This is a genomic window from Shewanella sp. ULN5, assembly GCF_030731885.1.
GTDB classification, from domain to species: Bacteria; Pseudomonadota; Gammaproteobacteria; order Enterobacterales; family Shewanellaceae; genus Shewanella; species Shewanella holmiensis.
On record NZ_JAPJEE010000003.1, the window covers coordinates 14,708 to 35,941 of the forward strand.

The window sequence follows — 21,234 nt, forward strand, 5'->3', positions numbered from 1 at the left end:
CACATAATTCTGCGCGAAACCTTGTATACAATTGTGCTATAAAGTAGCCCTAAAATAATAACATCTTCATTATAGGGATAATTATGTCTGGTTTTGCGATCACTTCGCCTTTCTTACGTCGTTTTGCTTTTAGTGCCTTGACGCTTGCACTTGTTAGCGGCTGTAGTGCTACAGCACAAACGCCTGCTCAAACAAATACCATGAGCAATAACGTAACAGTTCAAGCACCCTTAGCACAGCCACCAAAAGCAGAACAGCCATTAACGTTAAACCAAATCATGGCTAATCCTGATTGGCTGGGGATTTTTGCTCAAGGCGCTTACTGGTCTGACGATAGTCAGTCCATATATTTTAAACGCCAAGCACATCAAGCGCCTGTAGCGGATTATTATCAGCAAGGTGTTAATCAAAAAGCGGCCAGCAAACTGAATGTAGACCAGCTGCATTTAGCCGATCAAAAAAACGCGGTAGTTAATTTAGCTGGCACAAAAAAAGCGTACCTGTATCAGGGGAACCTTTTTGTTAAAGATTTAGTTGATGGTGAAATTAAACAAATTACTAAACAAAATACAGCCATCAGCGGTGTACGTTTTCTTTCTAATGGTGATTTAGCTTATTGGCAGGGAAATAATATTTTCCGTTTACATCAGTCATCAGGCCTGATCGAGCAGATTGCTAATATCCAAATGGCAAATGAGCCTAAACCAATCGAAGATCCAAGCTCTTATATTGCTAAGCAGCAACATCGTTTAATCGAATATGTTGCACTGCAGCATAATAATGCCAAAGCACAACAACAATACCAGCAGCAGTTAGCAGAGGTTGATCCTAGCTTTGCAGCTAAGACATGGTATTTAGGTGATGCTGAAGTGGTTTCTGACATCAGTTTATCAGCAGATGGTCGCTATGCCTTATTGGCATTAACAGATAAAAATTATACTTGGCGCGCTGAACACGACATTATGCCAAACTATCTTGGACAAGATGGTTATGTGGATGCTGTACCTGCAAGAGCTAGAGTGGCTGAGGATAAGTTTCCTGGTCAACGACTGGTGTTGCTTGATTTAACCGAACATGTAAAAAAAGACATTACTATCGAAGGGTTAACAGGCTTTGATGAAGATGTACTTGCTGACGTTAAACAAGAAAATGCTGCGGCAAAAGGTGAAAAGTATGAAAGCAAAAAATCACCGCGTTTAATTCAATTAATGCAGGATTGGGAGTGGAACCAAAGTGCGGTTCAATGGCATCCAACTGAAAATAAACTGCTTGTTATGATTGAAGCTGTTGACAATAAAGACCGCTGGATAGCATCAGTAAATCTAGATAAAGGCTCGTTAACTACCGAACATCGTTTACATGACGATGCATGGGTTAATTATAACTTTAATCAATATGGTTGGCTGCCGAACTCCGACAGCTTTTATTTCTTATCAGAAGAAACAGGCTACTCACATTTATATGTAAAAACAGTCGGCCAAAAAGCACGAGCACTGACTCAAGGTAAGTTTGTGGTTGATGATGTCACATTATCGCCAGACGCTAAGCATATTGTGTATCGAGCCAATGCTGACCATCCCGGAAGTTATAACGTTTATCGTGTAGAAATTGCATCGGGGAAAATTGAACAGCTGACAAACTGGTTTGGCACGTTATCGTATGTATTAAGCCCTGATGGACAATCGTTATTACTGGATGCGTCGTCGCTGATCACACCAAATGAGCTATATATTCAGCCCATTGGTGGAACACTTTCGCAATTAACTGATTACACAAGTAATGCGTTCAAGGAATATGCTTGGCAAGCCCCTCAAGTAGTAGCTGTGCCTTCTAACCATGGCGCGGGTGAAGTTTACGCTAGAGTGTATTTACCTGAAGGCTTTGAAGCACAAGGTGCTGATAAATACCCAGCAGTGATTTTTAACCATGGTGCGGGTTATCTACAAAATGCCCATTACGGCTTTTCAGGTTATTTTCGTGAATTTATGTTCCATAACATGTTAGCGCAACAGGGCTATGTGGTGATGGATATGGATTTTCGTGGTTCAAAAGGTTATGGCCGCGACTGGCGAACAGCCGTGTATCGTAATATGGGCACACCTGAAGTGGAAGATTTAAAAGATGGTGTGTCTTGGATGGCAAATAATGCCAATGTTGATATCGCTAAAGTAGGTACTTATGGTGGTTCATACGGTGGCTTTTTAACCTTTATGGCACTATTTAATGAACCTGAATTATTCCAGGCTGGCGCTGCATTGCGTCCTGTTACGGATTGGGCACATTATAATGCACCGTATACTTCTAATATCCTTAATACACCAGACATCGACCCTATTGCCTATGAGCGTAGTTCACCGATTGAACATGCTGACGGATTGCAAAAGCCGTTATTAATTATGACTGGTGTGTTGGATGATAATGTTTTCTTCCAAGATAGCGTACGCTTGGTACAACGTTTAATCGAATTGGAAAAGCCGATGTTTGAAACGGCAATTTATCCGGTTGAACCGCATGGCTTTAAACAGCCGTCAAGCTGGCTTGATGAATATCGTCGAATATATAAGCTATTTGAGCAAGAGTTAAAAAAATAAATCTTTGTTAGATCAATTAAGGCTTCCTTTAGGAGGCCTTAATTTTTATTATGTTTACTATTATTATAGATAAGGTTTAATTGCGTGGCAGTATCGGTAGCAGGTGGGGTTCGTCCAGGTAAGTTGATAGAAGTTGAGCGGCGTTTATATCAACATCTTATTGTGGGTAAGCACAAGGCTGCTGCCATGGAAGATGATATCAATGAGACTCTGGAAGCTGATGCCAATAAACTTGATATTGAACGCCAAGCCATTCAAGTTAGATTAGATAAACAGACTAAAGCTTTGGCTGTTTTTAAGGCTATTTCTAATCAATTAACCGAAACCGTCAATAACAGCATTGAGCATAAATTGGCTTCACCAGATTTGCTATTAACACATTCTGGTGTGCAAGAAGGGCAGATATTACTGCTTGATCTACTGCTTGACAAAGATCCTAACTTTGGTCGGATCCGACCCATTATTTCCAGTATATCCTGGCTGTCTCGGGATTTAATTACCCTGATTAATAGTCCGGCGTCTAAACATCGTCGCCCTAAAACATCTGATGTACAAGTCACTGATATTAAGTTGATACTCAATTATATTGGTCTTGAAAACCTGCGATTATTAATCCCATATTTTTGTAGTCGGCACTGGCTTCCAAGTGGTCATGCAAACTTACTTTGGACCACACGTAAATTATGGCGTTATAGCATGATTACCGCGATCGCTGCACAAGCCTTAGCACAACTGCATAATCGTCCAACTCACGTCAGTTATACCTGTGCCTTGCTTTATCAGTTAGGGACTTCAGTCATTCTGAGTAGCAGTGTTAAAGTGTTTGAGAAACATTGGGGCAACTGGTTACGAGAAGCTAGCCACAGCCGTGATAAAGAGGTTTATGATGCGGTAATGGCGACAGAGTTTCCTGCGGAGCAAATCTTTAATCATGTGATGGAGCATGGGCATCATCTAAATTGGCAGTTACTTGAGCAGCTTGAATTTAGCGACAGTGCGATTACAAAAGTACTAAAAGAGTTAGATCAAGATTACCATTTTAGTGAGTTATCGATTGATGCCGCTATTGTTGCCAAAGCCAGCTGTTTTGCCAAAATTATATTATTAGAAGAGCACCAGCTACTTGAGCCTCAGGAGCGCAAAGTCTTACTGGATTATTATGAGTTCACGCCGCAAGAATTGATTCGACTTAAAGCACAAAACTATCGAAAACTGGATTTAGCCTAACTAACCAGGGTTTAGGAAAACTAAGCTTAACTCGAGTTATTTATGCTTAAAGCAAGTTTATAAACGATCATTAAACAATCGGTTATTTGCTAGAGATGCCGTTTTACTAGGCTTTATCTTCTAATACCTTTTGGATCACTCAAATGCTCATATGTTGTGAGTGACGTTTATCCAATTAATCGTTCTATTAACGTTGAATTGAGTTAAGTAAAAATATTATTCCACAGTGCATATAACGATGTTAATTTTGTGTAATTATTCATTTTTGATGAATTGCTACCCATTTTGCGTTCAAATAACTTTTTTTATGACTATTTATGCTCTATTGCTCCTGTTAAAGCGCTTTAATCTGCCATTTTTATCAATCTTTATTCAGTTTTCGATACGTCTTAACAGAAGTTAATTGGCGATTACTGGTATTTTGATCACATTTTCGCTAATAATGGTTAATAAGTTATACAAGCATTCGTCGTTACCCGATTAAATAACAATGAAAACGACGATATTTAGCGGCTTTGCAGCCGTTTATAAAAATAAAGGATGAAATTGAATGACTGTTGAAATGAATCTTAACCGTGCCCAGTTTGATGAAGTAATGGTGCCTAATTATGCGCCTGCAGCGGTAATTCCTGTTAAAGGGGAAGGTAGCCGTGTTTGGGATCAAGACGGTAACGAGTTTATCGATTTTGCAGGTGGTATTGCGGTTAACTGTTTAGGACATTGTCATCCTGCATTAGTGTCAGCATTAAAAGAGCAAGGCGAAAAACTTTGGCATCTATCTAATGTGATGACTAACGAGCCAGCACTTACTTTAGCCACTAAATTAGTCAACGCCACATTTGCTGAACGTGTTTATTTTGCAAACTCTGGTGCAGAGGCGAACGAAGCGGCATTGAAACTTGCCCGTCGTTACGCTTTAGATAACCACGGTGCTCAAAAAGATCAAATCATTGCGTTTGATAAAGCTTTCCATGGTCGTACATTCTTTACTGTGACTGTAGGTGGACAAGCTGCTTACTCTGATGGTTTTGGCCCTAAACCACAAAGTATCACTCACGTACCATTTAACGATATCGCAGCATTAGAAGCCGTTGTTTCTGACAAAACCTGTGCCATTATGCTTGAGCCTTTACAAGGTGAAGGCGGTATCATCAATGGTGATCCTGAATTCTTAAAAGCGGTTCGTGCCTTAGCTGATAAGCATGATGCATTGGTTATTTTTGATGAAGTTCAAACGGGTGTAGGCCGTACAGGCGAATTATTTGCTTATATGGGTACTGACATTGTTCCAGATATTTTAACTAGCGCTAAAGCGTTAGGTGGTGGCTTCCCAATCGCAGCAATGTTAACAACAGCTAAAATTGCCGCACATCTTAAAATTGGTACTCATGGTTCAACATACGGTGGTAACCCATTAGCTTGTGCTATCGGTAATGCGGTAATGGATGTTGTGAATACCAAAGAAGTATTAGAGGGTGTTAAGCACCGTGAGCAATTATTCCGCGATGGTCTTGCTGCTATTAACGCTAAATACAATGTCTTCAGCGAAGTGCGTGGAAAAGGCATGTTATTAGGTGCGGTACTTAATGAAAAGTATGAAGGCCGCAGTCGTGATTTCTTGGTTGCGTCAGTTGCAGAGGGCGTTATGACCCTTATGGCTGGTGCCAACGTGGTTCGTTTTGCTCCTTCATTAGTGATCCCAGAGGCTGATATTGCTGAAGGTTTAGCGCGTTTTGAACGTGCAGTTGCCAAAGTAGTTGCAGGTTAATACATAAAGAGCGCATTTACTTGCGCTCTTTTTGTTTGGGTCAGTGTTAGATAAAGGCGTTTTGCATGCTTGTTAACGCCTTGATTTTTAACACCATGAGGAGATTTAGATGTTAATCATACGTCCGATCTGTGCCAGTGATTATGAAGCGCTTTACGGCATTGCCGTAGAGTCTGGCCATGGATTCACTTCTTTACCAGTAAATGAAGATTTACTGCGTTCAAAGATTGCGAGGGCTGAAGCATCTTTTACTAAAGACGTTAAAAAGCCATTCGATGAAGGCTATTTAATGGTCCTTGAAGACACCACTACAAAAGAAGTGGTTGGCACTTGTGGTATTGAGGCCGCAGTCGGAATGGAAGACGCGTTCTACAATTACCGCTTAGGGACTGAAGTTTATCACTCAAAGCAAATTGCCGTTCGCAATGAAGTTGAAACACTCACGCTATGCCACGATTACACCGGTACTGCGGAGTTATGTACTTTATTTTTAAAAGACGCTTATCGTAAGGGGAATAACGGTCGCATGTTATCCCGTTCTCGCTTTTTGTTTCTCGCTCAACATCAGCATCGTTTTGGCGAAACTGTCATTGCTGAAATGCGCGGCGTAAGTGATGAAAAAGGCGACTCTCCTTTTTATGAGTGGTTACAAAAACATTTTCTTGGGATTGATTTTGTTGAAGCCGATTACCTGTCAGGTTTAGGTAAGAAAGCGTTTATGGCAGAAATGATGCCTCGCAGTCCTGTTTATGTGTGTATGTTACCTAAAAAAGCACAAAACGTGATTGGCGAAGTTCATAGCAATACCAAACCTGCATTGCGTCTATTGCAAGCGGAAGGTTTCAAATTTAGAAATTATGTCGATATTTTTGATGGTGGCCCAACGGTTGAATGTAGTTTAACGGATATTAAATCTGTTAAACGTAGCCGTTTATTGACCGTTGAAATTGGCAAAATGCCTCGTACCGACACCTCATTTATTATTTCAAATACCAAGCTAGCAGATTATCGCGCAACCGCGGCTAAGCTTAGTATATCTGATGAACATGATAACGTTGTCCTATCACCAGAACTTGCCCAGGGCTTGATGGTTGAAAATGGTCAACAAATTCGTGTGCTTTCATTGTAGGAGAATACGATGACTCAATTTATTAAAGGTCAATGGCTTGCTGGCGAAGGTCATGATGTTCAATCCACCAACCCTGCAAATGGCGAAGTGATTTGGCAGGGGAAAACCGCTACAGCAGCTCAGGTTAATAGTGCAGTAGAAGCGGCTCGTGCAGCTCAGTTTGATTGGTTTATGCTTGGCTATGAAGGCCGTTTAGCGATTGTTGAAGCTTATCGTGATCAGTTAGAAGCCCATAAAGCTGAAATTGCCGAAACAATTGCTCAAGAAACCGGAAAGCCACAATGGGAAACCGCGACTGAAGCCGGTGCCATGATAGGAAAAATTGGTTTATCTGCTCAGGCTCATGATAAACGTACCGGTACTGAAACCAACGATTTACCAGCAGGACGAGCGGTATTGCGTCATAAGCCGCACGGTGTTGTTGCGGTCTTTGGACCGTATAACTTCCCAGGCCATTTACCAAATGGTCATATTGTGCCAGCTTTGTTAGCGGGTAACACTGTTGTCTTTAAACCGTCAGAATTAACCCCAAAAGTGGCTGAGTTAATGCTTAAATGCTGGGAAAAAGCAGGCTTACCTGCTGGCATTATTAACTTGGTTCAAGGTGAAGTTGAAACGGGTAAAGCGCTGGCCTCTCATCCACAAATTGATGGATTATTCTTTACCGGTAGCTCTCGCACAGGCCATATTTTGCATCAGCAATATGCAGGTCATCCGGGTAAGATTTTAGCCCTAGAAATGGGTGGTAATAATCCTTTAATTATTAAAGGCGTAAGCGATACAAAAGCGGCTGTTCACGACATTATCCAATCTGCTTATATTTCATCTGGTCAACGTTGTACTTGTGCACGTCGCTTGTATGTTGAACAAGGCGCAGAAGGCGATGAGTTAATTGCTCAGCTAATTGCGGCTGTAAAACAAATTAAAGTGGGCGCATGGAATAGTCAGCCACAACCGTTTATGGGGTCGATGATTTCAGAAACCGCCGCCCGCGGAATGGTTGCAGCGCAAGCTACATTGCAGTCGTTAGGTGGGGTATCGTTAATTGAGCTTCAACAAGTTAAAGCGGGCACAGGCATAGTGTCACCAGGACTGATTGACGTTACGGCTATTGATAAATTACCAGATGATGAGTATTTCGGGCCATTATTACAATTGGTTCGCTACAGTGATTTTGATGAAGCCATTCGCCTAGCAAATGATACCCGTTATGGTTTGTCTGCAGGTTTATTGGCCGATAGCCGTGATGATTATGATTACTTCTTAGCTCGGATCCGTGCGGGTATTGTTAACTGGAATAAGCAGATTACTGGCGCATCTGGCGCAGCACCTTTTGGTGGTGTTGGAGCTTCAGGCAACCACAGAGCAAGTGCATTTTATGCTGCTGATTATTGTGCTTATCCTGTCGCATCAATGGAAGCTGATAGTGTGAGCTTACCAGCAAGCTTAAGCCCAGGTTTATCGATTTAACTGCATTTTACCCTAGCATTGTTAGGGGCAGTAGCTTATGCGCGTTAAGTTAGCCCTTAACGCGCCTTTAAATTTGAAACATCAGATTACGATTACCCGAATTCAATTTTAATCTGCTTTTAGAAGGATTTAACCATGCATACTGACGTGAACACGTTGTTTGCTGCTATGTGGCAAGACTATATAAAAATGACCCCATCTGCTGCAAAAATTCATCAATTACTCGGTAAAGGTGCACCGATCATCAATGATCATATCGCACTACGTACCTTTAACATTGCTAAAGTAAACTTAAGTGTACTGGCTAAACATTTTACTTCCATTGGTTATGTTGATTGCGGTGATTATAAGTTTGAGCAGAAAAAGCTAGTGGCTAAACATTTTGAACATCCAGATCCAACACAACCTAAAGTGTTTATTTCTGAGCTATTAGTAGAAGAATTTAGTCCTGAATTACAACAGACCATTAATGGTTTTATTGACCAGGTTGATGAGTCGGCTTTGGTTGCTGATAACTTTATTTATTCTGGTCGTCATTGGCAATTAGATAAAGCCACGTATCAGGCTTTATTGGCTGAAAGCGAATATGCCGCATGGGTAGCAGCAATTGGTTATCGTGCTAACCACTTCACTGTATCTATAAATGATCTACCTGATTTTGAGCGTATAGAAGATGTGAATCAGGCATTAAAAGATGCTGGATTTGTATTGAATGCATCGGGTGGTGAGATTAAAGGGACTCCTGAAGTGTTATTAGAACAATCTTCAACCATGGCTGACAAAGTTGTCGTGAGCTTTACTGACGGCGATGCAGAGATCCCAAGTTGTTTTTATGAGTTTGCCCGTCGTTATCCGATGGAGAATGGCAAGCTTTACACAGGGTTTGTGGCTGCATCAGCGGACAAAATTTTTGAAAGCACCAATGTTATGATGTAAATCATTAAATGGTAAAGTGTCATTACGATGCTGCATGAAACGTTAAGCCTCATCTTTGTCATTTATAGCTGATGAGGCTTTTTTATTAGCCAGGTATAGCGCAATTAAATACTCGATTTAGTTTGCGAAATAATCACGGTAACCGCTAAACCTGATAGCAGTTCACTTGCGCTAAACTGCAGTGAAAATCCATACTGGTCACAAATTTCTTTCACAATAGATAATCCCAATCCGTGTCCCATGACGTCTTCATCTAAACGCGTCCCTCGTGCTGTCAGTAGCGCTAACTGATCCTGTGGTACACCTGGGCCATCATCCTCAACCGTGATCATAATTGCATGACCATCTTGCTTTCTAAGCGATATTTGTACGTTTGAATTTGCCCATTTGAATGCATTATCCAATAGGTTACCAAACAGCTCCATGCCATCTTCTCTGTGTATTGGAATTCTCGATAATTGCTGAGCGTTAACGAGCTCTCCAGAAATGGTTTTATGACGGTAAACTTTATTTAGCGTGCTAATTAAGCTAGTAAAGTCTTTATTTACTGTCATTTGTGCTGCAGGAAGCATATCACCTGTAACTCTAGCAGCTGCAAGCTTACGTTCGATCATTTTTCTGATTTGATCTAACTGCTGTTGCATGGCAATCGCGGCGTCAGGATCGGTTAGCCCAAGCGCTTCTACTTGCTGCTGCATGATCGCTAATGGGGTTTTTAACCCATGGCTTAAGTTACCTAGATTATTACGACTGCGTTCTATTTGTTTTGCGGTGTAGTCGAGTAATTGATTATAGGTTTCTGCTAGTGGTTGAATTTCAGATGGTATCTGCAGAGTATCAAGGGCACTGATTTCCCCCTGCCTTAATCTTGCTAACGATTGTTGGATTTTTTTTACAGGCTTAAATGATTGCCTTAGTATCACAAAAATACCGCAGATCATGGCCAATAACATGCCAATATTGATGGCTAATTTAGTGCCGTATACTTCACTGAAAACGCGCCTACCGATACTCAAGTCCTGCGCTACGGTTAAGGTTGCCGTATTAGGCGTGGCCTCAGACCCAATGCCAATAGATAGCAGCTGCATATCATTATTCTTAGGACCTTTTGCTTGCCATACCCTTTTTTCTGAATCAGCTAATGGTGCTATTTCAAGTTCTACATCCCACAGCGATCGTGAGCGAATTACTTGATTAGGTAAGTTGAGTTGGTAATAACGGCCTGAATAGGCGGGTTTGTAAAAGCTAGACAGTTGGCGAGAGTCGATTTCGATTTCGCCATCCTGTAACCGTGTGGCCAGAATGACATGTTCTAAATCTTCTTCAAGACGATTAATGATTGAGTCGTGAAAAGCTTCTCTAAGCATAGATTCAAATAGCATTAAACCTATGATGGTGCTTAAAATAACAAGACCGCTCAGCCAGAGGCTGAGCTTTGAACGAATGGAAATCATTGTTCTACTATGCCGTGGAATATGTATCCTTGTCCCCGTCGTGTTTCTATTGTGGTTTTACCTAACTTTTTACGCAGATGGGTGACATATACTTCAACAACATTACTTTCTTTTTCATCATCAAATTGATACAGCTTATCGGTTAGCTGTGTTTTTGAAAGTAGTTTTTTAGGCGACATTAAAAAGATTTTTAACAATCTAAATTCCATCGCCGTCAATTCAAATTCCTGTTCTGCAACAATCACTTTTTGCTCAGCTTCATCTAAGGTTACGCCAGCAAAACTGAGTTGTTTTGACGCGCTATTCGCACGGCCGTGGGCCCGATTAATCAAGGCTTGAATGCGTGCGAGTAATTCTTGAGCGTGAAAAGGTTTACCTAAGTAATCATCAGCTCCAGCGTTAAAACCTTCGACCTTTTCATGCCATTGTGAACGTGCGGTGAGCATGATAACCGGTGTTTCTATGCCTTTCTCGCGCCAACTGGTGACTAAATTAAGCCCATTACCGTCAGGCAAGCCAATATCAAGAATAATACAGTCGTATTGAGTTTCTTTAATGAGGTAATCGGCTTCAACGGCCTTGTCTGTTACATCGGTAACATAACCAGCTTGTTTGAGTTGCTTTTCAAGTTCAGCCACTAAAAGTGGATTGTCTTCAACGAGTAGCAGTTTCATGTTGGGTGCATTCACTAGGTAATTGAGTTAACGAATTGAGAGTACCACTTTTTGCGTCAAATTGCAGATTAACAGTGTGGCCTTGTTTTAACTGTAATTGTAGATCATAACGCCACGTATTCTTGTGTTGGAACAGCTGTGCATCTATTAGCTGAACATCACAATATTGCGCTAACCAATTGAGACTTTCATTTAAAGAACGGATATGGCCTTGGCTGACCAATTGTTGCACATGGTCATGATCCACTTCAAATAGTTGTTGGGCGTCAACTAAGTGGGTGTTTAATGTACTAAGACTAAATAAGCCTATAGTGATAAACAAGGACATACTCACTCCAAGACATAAAAAAAGTGGTGTTCAGATAAACTGCCACCACTTTAATAATCTTGGCTTAAATCAAGCTGAAGCTTAACTTAACGTGTACCGTAAACCACGATTGTTTTACCGTGCGCTTGAATCAAATTCTGCTCTTCAAGCATCTTTAAGATACGGCCTACAGTTTCACGTGAGCAACCAACAATCTGGCCAATCTCTTGGCGAGTAATTTTGATTTGCATACCGTCAGGGTGAGTCATTGCATCAGGCTCTTTAGCAAGATGTAATAATGTTTGCGCGATACGACCAGCAACATCTAAGAAAGCTAAATCACCGACCTTTTGGCTAGTGCTTTGTAAGCGGTAAGCCATTTGAGCAGATAATTTCATCAGAATTTCAGGATTAACCTGGATCAGCTGCTTAAACTTTTTGTAAGAGATTTCAGCAATTTCACAGGCTTGTTTTGCACGAACCCAAGCAGTACGTTCAGCTTGTTCTTCAAACAGACCTAGCTCGCCGATAAAGTCACCTTGATTGAGATAAGACAGGATCATTTCTTTACCTTCTTCATCTTTAATCAATACGGCAACGGAACCTTTAACAATATAATATAAGGTATCAGAATCTTCACCAGCATGAATTAATGTGCTTTTTGCTGGGTATTTATGAATGTGACAGTGTGACAGAAACCATTCCAATGTTGGATCAGGTTTTGGCTTACCAATCAGAGCCATTGTATATTCCTCGATTGATTAAAAAGTAAGTAAGTAATCTCTAATTAAGCATTTTACGCTGTTTACTAAGGTAAAACTTTGATGGAGATCGAATTTAGTAATACGGCATTCTATATTAACTAGCTTAATTTTAGATTTATTTGCTCATATTTGGGCGTTAGGTCAATTAAAATGTCATAGTCTGGTCAAAATCACAATCATTTCACCTAAGCATTTATGTAAGAGCGATTTTTAGTATTGATATTAATTATCATTAATCAATGATGAATGTTCTATGATACTTTGTTGTATTACAAGTCTCAGATGGTTTATGTTTAGTCTGTGGTTGCTGTCGTTATCGAGGTTAATGTGAAGAAGTTATTTCAAATAGGATTAAGTTGTGCCGTATTGTATGGGGTGATTTTACCTCAAGTACAAGCATTTACACTGCCGCAAACGATGGCCTCACAAACACAATCTAGAGTCGTTCATATTCAATTAAAGGCTGCCCAAGGTGATGCTGATGCTCAATTTTTATTGGGATTAATGTATTTGTCGGGACGGTTTGTCGAAACTAATATTCCTGAAGGGTTTATGTGGGTTGAACAGGCCGCTAATCAGCAACATTTAAAAGCCCAGCAAACGATCGCCGATTTAACCTTTGAAGGCAAGTTAGTGCCGCGTAATCTGTTAAAAGCTGAGCGATGGTATTTGGCAATGAGTGAGCAAGGTGACAAATGGGCTAATTTTCGTTTAGGCTTTATTTATGCTGCTGGCGGTGATGGTATTGAGCGTAATTGTGGTAAAGCTTTGACCCAGTTTGGTACTGCTGGAGATGATGTCTCTTTGGGGAATGTCGCATGGATTTTGGCAACGTGCCCAGAATCTGAATATCGTGATGGTTCAAAAGCGGTGAGTTTGTCTCTTAAACTGCTTGAAGCCAATCAAGGCGATCCAACTATACTGGACAATTTAGCGGCAGGTTATGCTGAACTTGGTGATTTTACGCAAGCTGTGAGCATTCAGAAAAAGGCCATTGATGCCTTAAAGCTTTACCCAGAAGTGGCTAAAAGTGATGAATTTTTACAGCGATTACAGCAGTACGAGAATAATCAAGCTTACCGTGAGGTAATCCCGCTACTGGATTAAGATGAACACAAATGGAAGGCAGATAAGTGAATTAAACGCCAATATGCTCAAGGTGCTAACAGATAAATATGGGGGAATTAACACATGAGCATATCAGCTATCGTTCTTTCGCCTGAAGTCCCGATAGCGGTAGAATAATATAACTAGCTTAATGCAAACTTAAGTCTTCATTAATCGTTGTTTACTGCATAAACCATAATCTATAAAAATGTATCCGCATTACATTTTATTCTGACAAGGCAATAGCTTACACTCACCTATTTAACCGATACTTTGGTAGAAAATAGGTATAACAATTGAGTCATAGTGATGTTGTTAAGCAGCATTAGTCATCCAGTTTTTCAAGTTCAATCCGTTTATCCATTAAATCTTTAATCAATGGTGTCAGGATCAATTCCATCGCAAGAGACATTTTCCCCCCGGGGACGACTAAAGTGTTTACTCTAGACATAAATGCACCCTGGATCATGCTTAAATAGTAAGGGAAATCAACATTGTTCATCCCACGAAAACGAATAACCACAAAGCTTTCATCTAAACTTGGAATGTCTTTGGCGCTAAAAGGGTTAGATGTATCGACGGTAGGCACTCGTTGAAAGTTAATATGGGTACGAGAGAATTGAGGCGTCATATGGTTAATATAATCATCCATACTGCGCACTATGGATCCCATGACCTTTTCGCGACTATGGCCACGGTCATTGGTGTCACGAATAATCTTTTGGATCCACTCTAGGTTAACAATCGGTACCATACCAATCAGCAAGTCAACATGTTTTGCTACGTCAGCATCATCTGTGACTACACCCCCATGTAAACCCTCGTAATACAGCATATCTGTATTAGGAGGTAAATCTCGCCACTGGGTGAATGTACCTGGCATTTGGTTAAAGGGCACTGCTTCATCAAACGTGTGTAAATAACTGCGGGTTTTACCAGTGCCAGTTTCGCTATAGCTGGTAAAACATTCTTCAAGTTTTACGAAGTTATTTGCCTCTGGACCGAAATAACTAATATTACGATTTTCAGCTTGAGACTTGCGAATTAACACTTCCATCTCAGCACGGGTGAAATTATGAAAGCTGTCACCCTCAACAAAGGCTGCGTTTATCCCCAATTGGCGAAAAATATGCGTAAAAGCCATTGTCGTTGTTGTTGTGCCGGCGCCAGATGAGCCCGTTACAGCAATAATAGGGTGTTTAGCTGACATTGTTCCTGCCTAGAAATCATAATGATAAACATGTTTTACATGGCACTTTTTTAATGCAATGTAGTCGTTGGACTAACATTTATACGGTAGTTAAGACCTTTTGGTCAATATTAGGTCGAGTTATTATTTTGAATTCACGATGTTTTGTCTGTGTCTGATAGCAATCGATTCGTCATCTTCACTGTATTCGACGACAAGCTCGCCTGTTTTTAAGGCCTGTTTACATTGGATAATCATGCCTGACAGTGGTTGGCTATTAAATTCACTAAAGCTGCCATCTTCTACCTGAGTCAGTAAGTATTCTTTAATCACATTGTTTAGCGTTTCTGTATCTAACCCCAGTAGTGTTTCATAGGGAATAATCATTGGTTATCACCTTGTAAGGTTTCAGGCTGCTTAGCAAGTAAGAATGTGAGTACTCGTTTTTCAAGATAGTAGCTTGGTTTCCATGGCCAGCCGCCATCAATAAACCCTACATGGCCGCCATTATCATGCAGTTCATAACGAATGCTAGTTGATAATTCATCTTGAGTTGGGATAACAGCTTCAGTCATAAAGGGGTCGTCTTTGGCATGAATGATTAAGGTTGGCTTGCTGATATGTTTTAATAACCCTAATGCACTCGAGCGTAAGTAATAATCCTCTACACCGTTAAAACCATGCAAAGGTGCAGTGACTTTGTCATCAAATTGATAAAAGGTTTTCAGCTGTTTTAATTCCGCTTTGCTTAGCGGCATTTGCGCGACTAAATCATTATTATCGAGTTTTTCGCTCATTTTTTTCTGTAAACGGCTAATTAAATGTGTTTGATAAATTTTAGAAAAGCCTTTTTCAAGCTTTTTAGCACAGGCACTGAGTGTTAACGGTGCAGATATCACAACCGCTCGATCCAGTAAGCTATCATTTTGGGTCGTTCCCTGGTATTTGGCTAATACATTGCCGCCAAGGCTGTAACCGACGGCAAATAATGGTGAGTCAGGGTAATAGGTTTTGAGTTGTTGCAACGTGAATGCAAGATCGTTGAAATCACCACTGTGATAACTTCGCGCCAGACGATTTGGCTCACCGGAGCAGCTACGATGATGATGCACAACCGAACATAATTTCTCTTGCTTAGCCGCAACTAACATTCTGCGAGCGTAATGCGATTCTGTACTGCCTTCTAATCCATGGCTTATCACCAAAATGGGTTCACCATTTTGTGGGGTACCGGACCAGTCTAAATCGATAAAGTCGCCGTCTGGAAGCTCCTGTCTTTGGCGGAAAATATCTGGTTTGGCCACTTTGAATATAAAGGGCAAAATAGTCTGTATATGCGGGTTCGCGGCCCACCATGGTGGCGTAAAAAGGCTTTTTGTCGGCATGCGTCATTCTATGAGTGTTTGTGAAAGTTTAAACGTGTGTTTAAATACTATTCATATCACTTTAACACAGATAAAAATCTCACAACAAAAGAATAGGGGTGATCGCATGAAACGTCGTACTTTTTTGACCAGCGCTTTTGCGGGAACCGCTGCGCTTGCGTTAGGTGCCAATTTATATTCATCCGATCCCATTCCAGTGCCTGAAGATGTAAATTATCGTGTTTTATTCAGTGTGTTAATACCTGCTTTACTCGATGGCGCTTTACCTGAGGTTGCAAGCCAAAGAAAGATTGCCATAGATACCACTTTAGACTCCATTCAGGCTTCAATATCTGTGTTGCCAGATGAGCAACAGGCTGAGCTTAAAGAATTGCTCAGCCTACTTGAAAGCCGACTTGGTTTACTCTTCCTCACAGGCAGTATGACTCCTTTGATGTTGCGTTCCCCCATTGAGTTAGTGGATATGCTTGAAGAATGGCGTTTTCATTATTTAGATATGGTTCACACTGCATATACAGGCTTAAGAGAGCTGATTCTTGCCAGTTATTATTCTAGCCCTGCTCATTGGGGGAAATTAGGTTACGCAAAACCGACTTTTTTGCTTAATGCCTAGGGTCTGTTGATCTTTTAAGGTTGTTTTTGCAGCGAATTGTTGGTCTTTTATACAAAGTGGAGGCTTTGAGGTGTAGTTATTCTACATAAAAAGTCGATAACGCAGTAGAAATGGCCAACAAACGTTGCCCAAAGGGTTCGAGTTAAAAATTCAACCAGCAAAGATCAACAGACCCTAGCAACCATAATTTGTTCTGCTATTAAGGAGTGACTTCAATTGGCTATAATCGATCCAATTACGACCGGCTTAGCATCTGGTTGGCAGCACATAGATGCCAGTACTTTGCAGCAAAATCGTCATTTTGAGGCCGATGTTATTATCGTTGGCACAGGTGCTGGCGGCGGAACTGCGGCCGAGATCCTGACTGAAGCTGGGTTAACTGTCATTATGATCGAGGGGGGCTCGCTTAAATCCTCTAAAGATTTTGATATGGAAGAGCGCCACGCATACCCTAATTTGTACCAACAAGCAGCGGCGATGAAAACCGCTGATAAAGGGATTGGGATCTTTCAAGGTCGAACCGTCGGCGGCTCAACCACCATCAATTGGACAACCTCGATAAGAACGCCTAAGCCAACGCTAGATTTTTGGGCCGCTGAGCGTTCAGTAATCAATACTTCAGCTGAGGAAATGTTGCCCTGGTTTGAAAAAATGGAACAACGCCTGAATATCAAAGAATGGCAGTATGACCCAAACCGAAATAATGGCGTGTTACGTGAAGGATGTGAAAAACTGGGCTGGGAGCACACCGTTATTAAGCGTAATGTTACGGGATGTTGGAACACGGGTTATTGCGGTATGGGCTGCCCTGTAAATGCTAAGCAATCTATGCTGGTTACCACCATTCCTGCGGCATTGAATAAGGGCGCGACCTTAATTTCTCGTGCAAAAGTAACGCGTCTAGAGCATAAAGGCGATAAGGTTAAAGGTTTAACGGCACAGGCTTTAACTGAAGGTTTAAAGCCAAGCGGTGTGGCGCTCACCTTTAGTGCTAAACATTATATTTTAAGTGCTGGTGCAATCCATACTCCTACCATTTTAATGCGGTCAAATGTGCCAGACCCACATCAGCTATTAGGTAAAACCTTTTTACACCCTTCATTATTATCAGGTGCGATGTTTGATGAGCAGATAAATGGTCATAGCGGAGCACCGCAATCTATTTACTCCGATCAGTTTGTTTGGCATGACGGTGCGACTGGGGACTTAGGCTATAAGTTAGAAGTTGCGCCAATTCACCCAGTGTTAATTGCCTCTAAAACGATTGGTTTTGGCCAGAGTCATGCACAGTTAATGGCCAATTTTAATAAATTGCAGGTGGTTATAGCCCTTATTAGAGACGGCTTTAATGATCAATGTGTTGGTGGACAAGTACACTTAACAGATCATGGCTTTACCCTAGATTATCCATTAACAGAGGGTTTTTGGGCTGGGGCAAGAAAGGCATTTTTATCTATGGCTGAATTACAGTTTGCTGCTGGTGCGAAAAAGGTTTTGCCGATGAATGACGGATTAGACTTCTTAACTTCATGGAAGCAAGCGCAGGAAGTGATAGGTTCGATGGATTTAGGTTTACTAAAAACCATTGTGGCTTCAGCGCATGTTATGGGAGGCTGCCCCATGGGAGAAGACACCACTAAAGCAATGGTGGATAGTTTTGGCCAATCACATTATTTTGATAACTTATCTGTGTTTGATGGTTCAATGTTTCAAACCAGCTTAGGGGCAAATCCACAGTTATCTATTTATGGATTAGTGGCTAGAAATGCCACTTTGTTAGCCAAGCGATTAACTCAAGCAAGTTAACATTGCCGCTGAGCAAATGAGCCGATACTTATTGTTGGCTTTTCATTTTTTGGCTTTGTTTAATGATGACTAGCCGTGAATAAATGTTGATTAAAAAGTTGTTTGCTGCTCTTAACTTTGTTCGGTTTACTTATCATAGACGGATTAACGTTATGACGAGTTTATGCGCCAAGATCTTTTTGGTAAGTTCAACTATTCCGGTGAGCAATTCGATGGTGGCGTACTCGAATTCGATTATTTAGCCACACATTAGAGTTGTGGTTAACACGGACGGCTTACAATGACTGATATTAACGCTTGGAAATGGGTTAGCGCTTCGAAATAGATTGAGGCAGATGAGTACAATCTAGGCCGTATAAACTTAAATAATGATGGGTATTATTCACACCCTCATGTGTTGATAGCGGCTCGCCTTGAATCAGATTGACCTGTTGCAGTAAAATTTTTTGCGATTTTCGCTCCATGATCAACTCAACATCTAACATTTTTTGATATTCCGTGGCAGCTAGATGAGCTTTAGCAATTCGGCGTAATTGACGGTAAGGTTTTAGCACATTGGTTTCCCATTGCTCAATTACAGCTGCTAATTGCTGCCACTGCTGAATATTAACTAAGTATCCTTGATGATCTAAGTTTTGTGCTAACAACAATAAATTTACGTTAACCTGATAATCATCTTGCAGCGTGATATAGGCCTTTGGGTCTACTTGGTATTGTTGTTCACATTGTTGCCAAATTTGCATCGAAAATGTGGTGTTAGAAGATCCCATTTCTGTTCCTTGATTTTTGCTGTCTTATCGCTTTTGTTGCTGGTACAAGCCTTGGTGTTTCTGTTGGTTATTAATATTAGCCAATGTCAGTATTAACACTAAGTTCAATGGCTTCGATTTGCTCTTGAATATCTAACCAGTTCATTTCGCTTTCATCCATTGCTTGAGTTAGCTGTGTTCGCTCATTAAGTACCTGAGTCATTTTGGCTTTGTTTTCTGCTTCATACAGGCTGCCGTCTGCTAAGGTGGCTTCAAGTTCAGTTAAACGGTCGGTAATTTTTTGCTGCTCAGTTTCTAATTTTACTTGCTGCTTTCTAAGGGGCGACACTTTTTGACGTAATTCTGCCTCAATGCGTTTTTGCTGCTTTTTATCTATTTGAGCGACGTCGCTGGTTTTTACATTGTCTGACTTTTGACTGGCTTGCGCCGCTTTTGCTGCATCTAACAGCCATTGATGGTAATCATCTAAATCGCCGTCAAAAGGCTTTACTTCACCTTGGTCTACGAGGTAGTAGTCACTGCAGCTTAAGCGGAGTAAATGACGGTCATGTGATACGATAACCATTGCGCCTTCAAATGTTTGCAATGCCATTGTTAGCGCATGACGCATTTCTAAATCAAGGTGGTTGGTAGGCTCATCGAGCAGTAATAAATTAGGGCGTTGCCAAACCAATAAAGCTAATACTAATCGGGCTTTTTCACCGCCAGAAAAAGGCCTTACCGCTGATAAAGCCATATCACCATTAAAGCCGAATCCGCCTAAAAAGTTACGTAGTTCTTGTTCTCTGGCATTCGGTGCTAGACGAGCCAGATGTTGTAATGGGGTATCATCAAGCTGTAGAAATTCAATTTGATGTTGCGCAAAGTAACCAATATTTAAACCTGGGTTGGGTTCATATTTTCCTGATAGCGCCTGTAGTTGCCCTGATAGCAATTTAATTAAGGTCGATTTACCCGCACCATTTCGTCCTAGCAAACCGATGCGTGCGCCGGGCACTAAGTTGAGCTGTACTTTGCTCAAAATAGTTTTCTCACCATAACCGACAGAAACTTGTTCCATGGTCACTAATGGATTGGGTAAGGCTTCTGGCTGACGAAAGGCCATTTGAAAAGGGTTATCCGCTTGGGACGGTAATAACTCTGCCATCCGTTCTAGTGCTTTTAAGCGGCTTTGTGCTTGCTTGGCTTTACTGGCTTTGTAGCGAAAACGATCCACAAAAGATTGGATATGCGCGCGCTCTTTTTGTTGGCGCTCAAATGCGACTTGTTGCTGGGATAAACGTTCGGCGCGAATATGTTCAAAGGCGCTGTAGCCACCCTTGTAAAAGTTGAGCTTGTGGTTTTCGACATGAATAATTTCATCAACAATGGCATCAATAAAATCTCTATCATGGGAAATCAGAATCAAGGTGCCTTGATAAGATTTAATCCAGCCCTCTAACCAATACATGGTATCTAAGTCTAAGTGGTTGGTTGGTTCATCGAGTAACAATAGATCAGAACGGCACAAAAGCGCCTGAGCAAGGTTTAAACGCATGCGCCAGCCACCAGAGAAGCTTTTAACAGGGTTATTTTGTTCGGCATCATTAAAGCCTAAACCTGCCAGCAATGCACCAGCACGAGCGCGAATAGCATAACCGCCAATGGCATCAATCTTTCCATGAATTAAGGCAATCGCATTACCATCATTTTCATCCTGAGCTTTGGCCAGTTCCGCTTCTAATTGTCTAAACTCGGTATCGCCATCAAGCACGTATTCTAATGCTGATACGTCAAGCGCGGGGGTCTCTTGAGCGACTGATGATATTTGCCAGTTTGCGGGTAATGAAAACTCACCTTTATCTAAATGTAAATGTCCTAAAATTAAGGCTAATAAAGATGACTTACCTGTGCCATTTGCGCCGACTAAACCGACCTTGTGACCTGGATAAATTGTCACAGAAGTTTCGTCGAGTAGGGTTTTACTGCCTCGAATTAATTGGGCTTGGCTAATACTGATCATGAATGCAACTTGACGCTATAAAATAAAGTGGGGGGATAATAC

Annotated in this window: 18 protein-coding genes; 9 read left to right on the forward strand and 9 right to left on the reverse strand. The window is 41.2% G+C overall.

Going from position 1 to position 21,234, the window contains the following annotated elements:
* Positions 1 to 83: 83 nt before the first annotated feature.
* The 6 genes from ORI98_RS04095 (at position 84) to ORI98_RS04120 (ending at position 9,121) form a co-directional block, all read left to right on the forward strand.
* Positions 84 to 2,591 carry a prolyl oligopeptidase family serine peptidase gene (locus ORI98_RS04095; RefSeq protein WP_306134358.1) on the forward strand — a complete coding sequence of 836 codons (2,508 nt, stop codon included), beginning with the start codon at positions 84 to 86 and terminating at the stop codon, positions 2,589 to 2,591.
* An 84-nt stretch (positions 2,592 to 2,675) separates the two neighbouring features.
* Complete coding sequence (locus ORI98_RS04100; RefSeq protein ID WP_306134359.1) at positions 2,676 to 3,818, forward strand: HDOD domain-containing protein; 1,143 nt, start codon at positions 2,676 to 2,678, stop codon at positions 3,816 to 3,818.
* 550 nt (positions 3,819 to 4,368) lie between these two features.
* Positions 4,369 to 5,586, forward strand: coding sequence for an aspartate aminotransferase family protein (locus ORI98_RS04105; RefSeq protein WP_306134360.1), 1,218 nt, complete (start codon positions 4,369 to 4,371; stop codon positions 5,584 to 5,586).
* A gap of 109 nt (positions 5,587 to 5,695) precedes the next feature.
* Positions 5,696 to 6,715 carry an arginine N-succinyltransferase gene (gene astA, locus ORI98_RS04110; protein WP_306134361.1) on the forward strand — a complete coding sequence of 340 codons (1,020 nt, stop codon included), beginning with the start codon at positions 5,696 to 5,698 and terminating at the stop codon, positions 6,713 to 6,715.
* 9 nt (positions 6,716 to 6,724) lie between these two features.
* Positions 6,725 to 8,185: a succinylglutamate-semialdehyde dehydrogenase gene (gene astD / locus ORI98_RS04115; RefSeq protein WP_261297150.1), complete on the forward strand. Its 1,461-nt coding sequence runs from the start codon at positions 6,725 to 6,727 to the stop codon at positions 8,183 to 8,185.
* Positions 8,186 to 8,320: 135 nt separating this feature from the next.
* Positions 8,321 to 9,121: a DUF1338 domain-containing protein gene (locus ORI98_RS04120; RefSeq protein WP_261297149.1), complete on the forward strand. Its 801-nt coding sequence runs from the start codon at positions 8,321 to 8,323 to the stop codon at positions 9,119 to 9,121.
* A gap of 104 nt (positions 9,122 to 9,225) precedes the next feature.
* Here ORI98_RS04120 and ORI98_RS04125 read toward each other — a convergent pair whose 3' ends face one another.
* The 4 genes from ORI98_RS04125 to crp form a co-directional block, all read right to left on the reverse strand.
* Positions 9,226 to 10,575, reverse strand: a complete 1,350-nt coding sequence (locus ORI98_RS04125) for an ATP-binding protein (protein ID WP_306134362.1) — start codon at positions 10,573 to 10,575, stop codon at positions 9,226 to 9,228.
* A complete protein-coding gene (locus tag ORI98_RS04130) occupies positions 10,572 to 11,249 on the reverse strand; it encodes a response regulator transcription factor (RefSeq protein ID WP_261297147.1) in 678 nt (225 codons plus the stop codon). Before ORI98_RS04130 ends, ORI98_RS04125 begins: the two co-directional genes overlap by 4 nt.
* Positions 11,230 to 11,577, reverse strand: a complete 348-nt coding sequence (locus tag ORI98_RS04135) for a PepSY domain-containing protein (protein WP_306134363.1) — start codon at positions 11,575 to 11,577, stop codon at positions 11,230 to 11,232. The genes ORI98_RS04130 and ORI98_RS04135 overlap by 20 nt, the downstream gene beginning before the upstream one ends.
* Before the next feature lie 86 nt (positions 11,578 to 11,663).
* Positions 11,664 to 12,299, reverse strand: a complete 636-nt coding sequence (gene crp, locus ORI98_RS04140; protein WP_188840258.1) for a cAMP-activated global transcriptional regulator CRP — start codon at positions 12,297 to 12,299, stop codon at positions 11,664 to 11,666.
* Positions 12,300 to 12,737: 438 nt separating this feature from the next.
* On the opposite strand from crp, the gene ORI98_RS04145 reads away from it, so the two are divergent.
* Positions 12,738 to 13,427, forward strand: a complete 690-nt coding sequence (locus ORI98_RS04145) for a tetratricopeptide repeat protein (RefSeq protein WP_261297236.1) — start codon at positions 12,738 to 12,740, stop codon at positions 13,425 to 13,427.
* A gap of 325 nt (positions 13,428 to 13,752) precedes the next feature.
* On the opposite strand, the gene ORI98_RS04150 is transcribed toward ORI98_RS04145, so the two are convergent.
* The 3 genes from ORI98_RS04150 to ORI98_RS04160 form a co-directional block, all read right to left on the reverse strand.
* Complete coding sequence (locus ORI98_RS04150; RefSeq protein WP_261297145.1) at positions 13,753 to 14,637, reverse strand: phosphoribulokinase; 885 nt, start codon at positions 14,635 to 14,637, stop codon at positions 13,753 to 13,755.
* A gap of 123 nt (positions 14,638 to 14,760) precedes the next feature.
* Positions 14,761 to 15,003: a YheU family protein gene (locus ORI98_RS04155; RefSeq protein ID WP_306134364.1), complete on the reverse strand. Its 243-nt coding sequence runs from the start codon at positions 15,001 to 15,003 to the stop codon at positions 14,761 to 14,763.
* Positions 15,000 to 16,001, reverse strand: coding sequence for a hydrolase (locus ORI98_RS04160; RefSeq protein WP_261297143.1), 1,002 nt, complete (start codon positions 15,999 to 16,001; stop codon positions 15,000 to 15,002). The genes ORI98_RS04155 and ORI98_RS04160 overlap by 4 nt, the downstream gene beginning before the upstream one ends.
* Before the next feature lie 106 nt (positions 16,002 to 16,107).
* On the opposite strand from ORI98_RS04160, the gene ORI98_RS04165 reads away from it, so the two are divergent.
* Together ORI98_RS04165 and ORI98_RS04170 are read left to right on the forward strand one after the other, a co-directional pair.
* Positions 16,108 to 16,614, forward strand: a complete 507-nt coding sequence (locus ORI98_RS04165) for a TAT leader-containing periplasmic protein (RefSeq protein ID WP_306134365.1) — start codon at positions 16,108 to 16,110, stop codon at positions 16,612 to 16,614.
* A 216-nt stretch (positions 16,615 to 16,830) separates the two neighbouring features.
* On the forward strand, positions 16,831 to 18,420 hold the full coding sequence (locus tag ORI98_RS04170) for a GMC family oxidoreductase (protein WP_306134366.1): 1,590 nt from the start codon (positions 16,831 to 16,833) through the stop codon (positions 18,418 to 18,420).
* Between the two features lie 308 nt (positions 18,421 to 18,728).
* On the opposite strand, the gene ORI98_RS04175 is transcribed toward ORI98_RS04170, so the two are convergent.
* Together ORI98_RS04175 and ORI98_RS04180 are read right to left on the reverse strand one after the other, a co-directional pair.
* Positions 18,729 to 19,190 carry a TIGR02444 family protein gene (locus ORI98_RS04175; RefSeq protein ID WP_306134367.1) on the reverse strand — a complete coding sequence of 154 codons (462 nt, stop codon included), beginning with the start codon at positions 19,188 to 19,190 and terminating at the stop codon, positions 18,729 to 18,731.
* 76 nt (positions 19,191 to 19,266) lie between these two features.
* Positions 19,267 to 21,192, reverse strand: coding sequence for an ABC transporter ATP-binding protein (locus tag ORI98_RS04180; protein WP_306134368.1), 1,926 nt, complete (start codon positions 21,190 to 21,192; stop codon positions 19,267 to 19,269).
* Positions 21,193 to 21,234: the final 42 nt, after the last annotated feature.

What these genes read in the sequence shown, in the direction of transcription:
- ORI98_RS04095 (WP_306134358.1), top strand. Translation starts at nt 84, where the DNA reads ATGTCTGGTTTTGCGATCACTTCGCCTTTCTTACGTCGTTTTGCTTTT.
- ORI98_RS04105 (WP_306134360.1), top strand. Translation starts at nt 4,369, where the DNA reads ATGACTGTTGAAATGAATCTTAACCGTGCCCAGTTTGATGAAGTAATG.
- astA (WP_306134361.1), top strand. Translation starts at nt 5,696, where the DNA reads ATGTTAATCATACGTCCGATCTGTGCCAGTGATTATGAAGCGCTTTAC.
- astD (WP_261297150.1), top strand. Translation starts at nt 6,725, where the DNA reads ATGACTCAATTTATTAAAGGTCAATGGCTTGCTGGCGAAGGTCATGAT.
- ORI98_RS04120 (WP_261297149.1), top strand. Translation starts at nt 8,321, where the DNA reads ATGCATACTGACGTGAACACGTTGTTTGCTGCTATGTGGCAAGACTAT.
- ORI98_RS04125 (WP_306134362.1), bottom strand. Translation starts at nt 10,575, where the DNA reads ATGATTTCCATTCGTTCAAAGCTCAGCCTCTGGCTGAGCGGTCTTGTT.
- ORI98_RS04130 (WP_261297147.1), bottom strand. Translation starts at nt 11,249, where the DNA reads ATGAAACTGCTACTCGTTGAAGACAATCCACTTTTAGTGGCTGAACTT.
- ORI98_RS04135 (WP_306134363.1), bottom strand. Translation starts at nt 11,577, where the DNA reads ATGTCCTTGTTTATCACTATAGGCTTATTTAGTCTTAGTACATTAAAC.
- crp (WP_188840258.1), bottom strand. Translation starts at nt 12,299, where the DNA reads ATGGCTCTGATTGGTAAGCCAAAACCTGATCCAACATTGGAATGGTTT.
- ORI98_RS04145 (WP_261297236.1), top strand. Translation starts at nt 12,738, where the DNA reads ATGGCCTCACAAACACAATCTAGAGTCGTTCATATTCAATTAAAGGCT.
- ORI98_RS04150 (WP_261297145.1), bottom strand. Translation starts at nt 14,637, where the DNA reads ATGTCAGCTAAACACCCTATTATTGCTGTAACGGGCTCATCTGGCGCC.
- ORI98_RS04155 (WP_306134364.1), bottom strand. Translation starts at nt 15,003, where the DNA reads ATGATTATTCCCTATGAAACACTACTGGGGTTAGATACAGAAACGCTA.
- ORI98_RS04160 (WP_261297143.1), bottom strand. Translation starts at nt 16,001, where the DNA reads ATGCCGACAAAAAGCCTTTTTACGCCACCATGGTGGGCCGCGAACCCG.
- ORI98_RS04165 (WP_306134365.1), top strand. Translation starts at nt 16,108, where the DNA reads ATGAAACGTCGTACTTTTTTGACCAGCGCTTTTGCGGGAACCGCTGCG.
- ORI98_RS04175 (WP_306134367.1), bottom strand. Translation starts at nt 19,190, where the DNA reads ATGGGATCTTCTAACACCACATTTTCGATGCAAATTTGGCAACAATGT.
- ORI98_RS04180 (WP_306134368.1), bottom strand. Translation starts at nt 21,192, where the DNA reads ATGATCAGTATTAGCCAAGCCCAATTAATTCGAGGCAGTAAAACCCTA.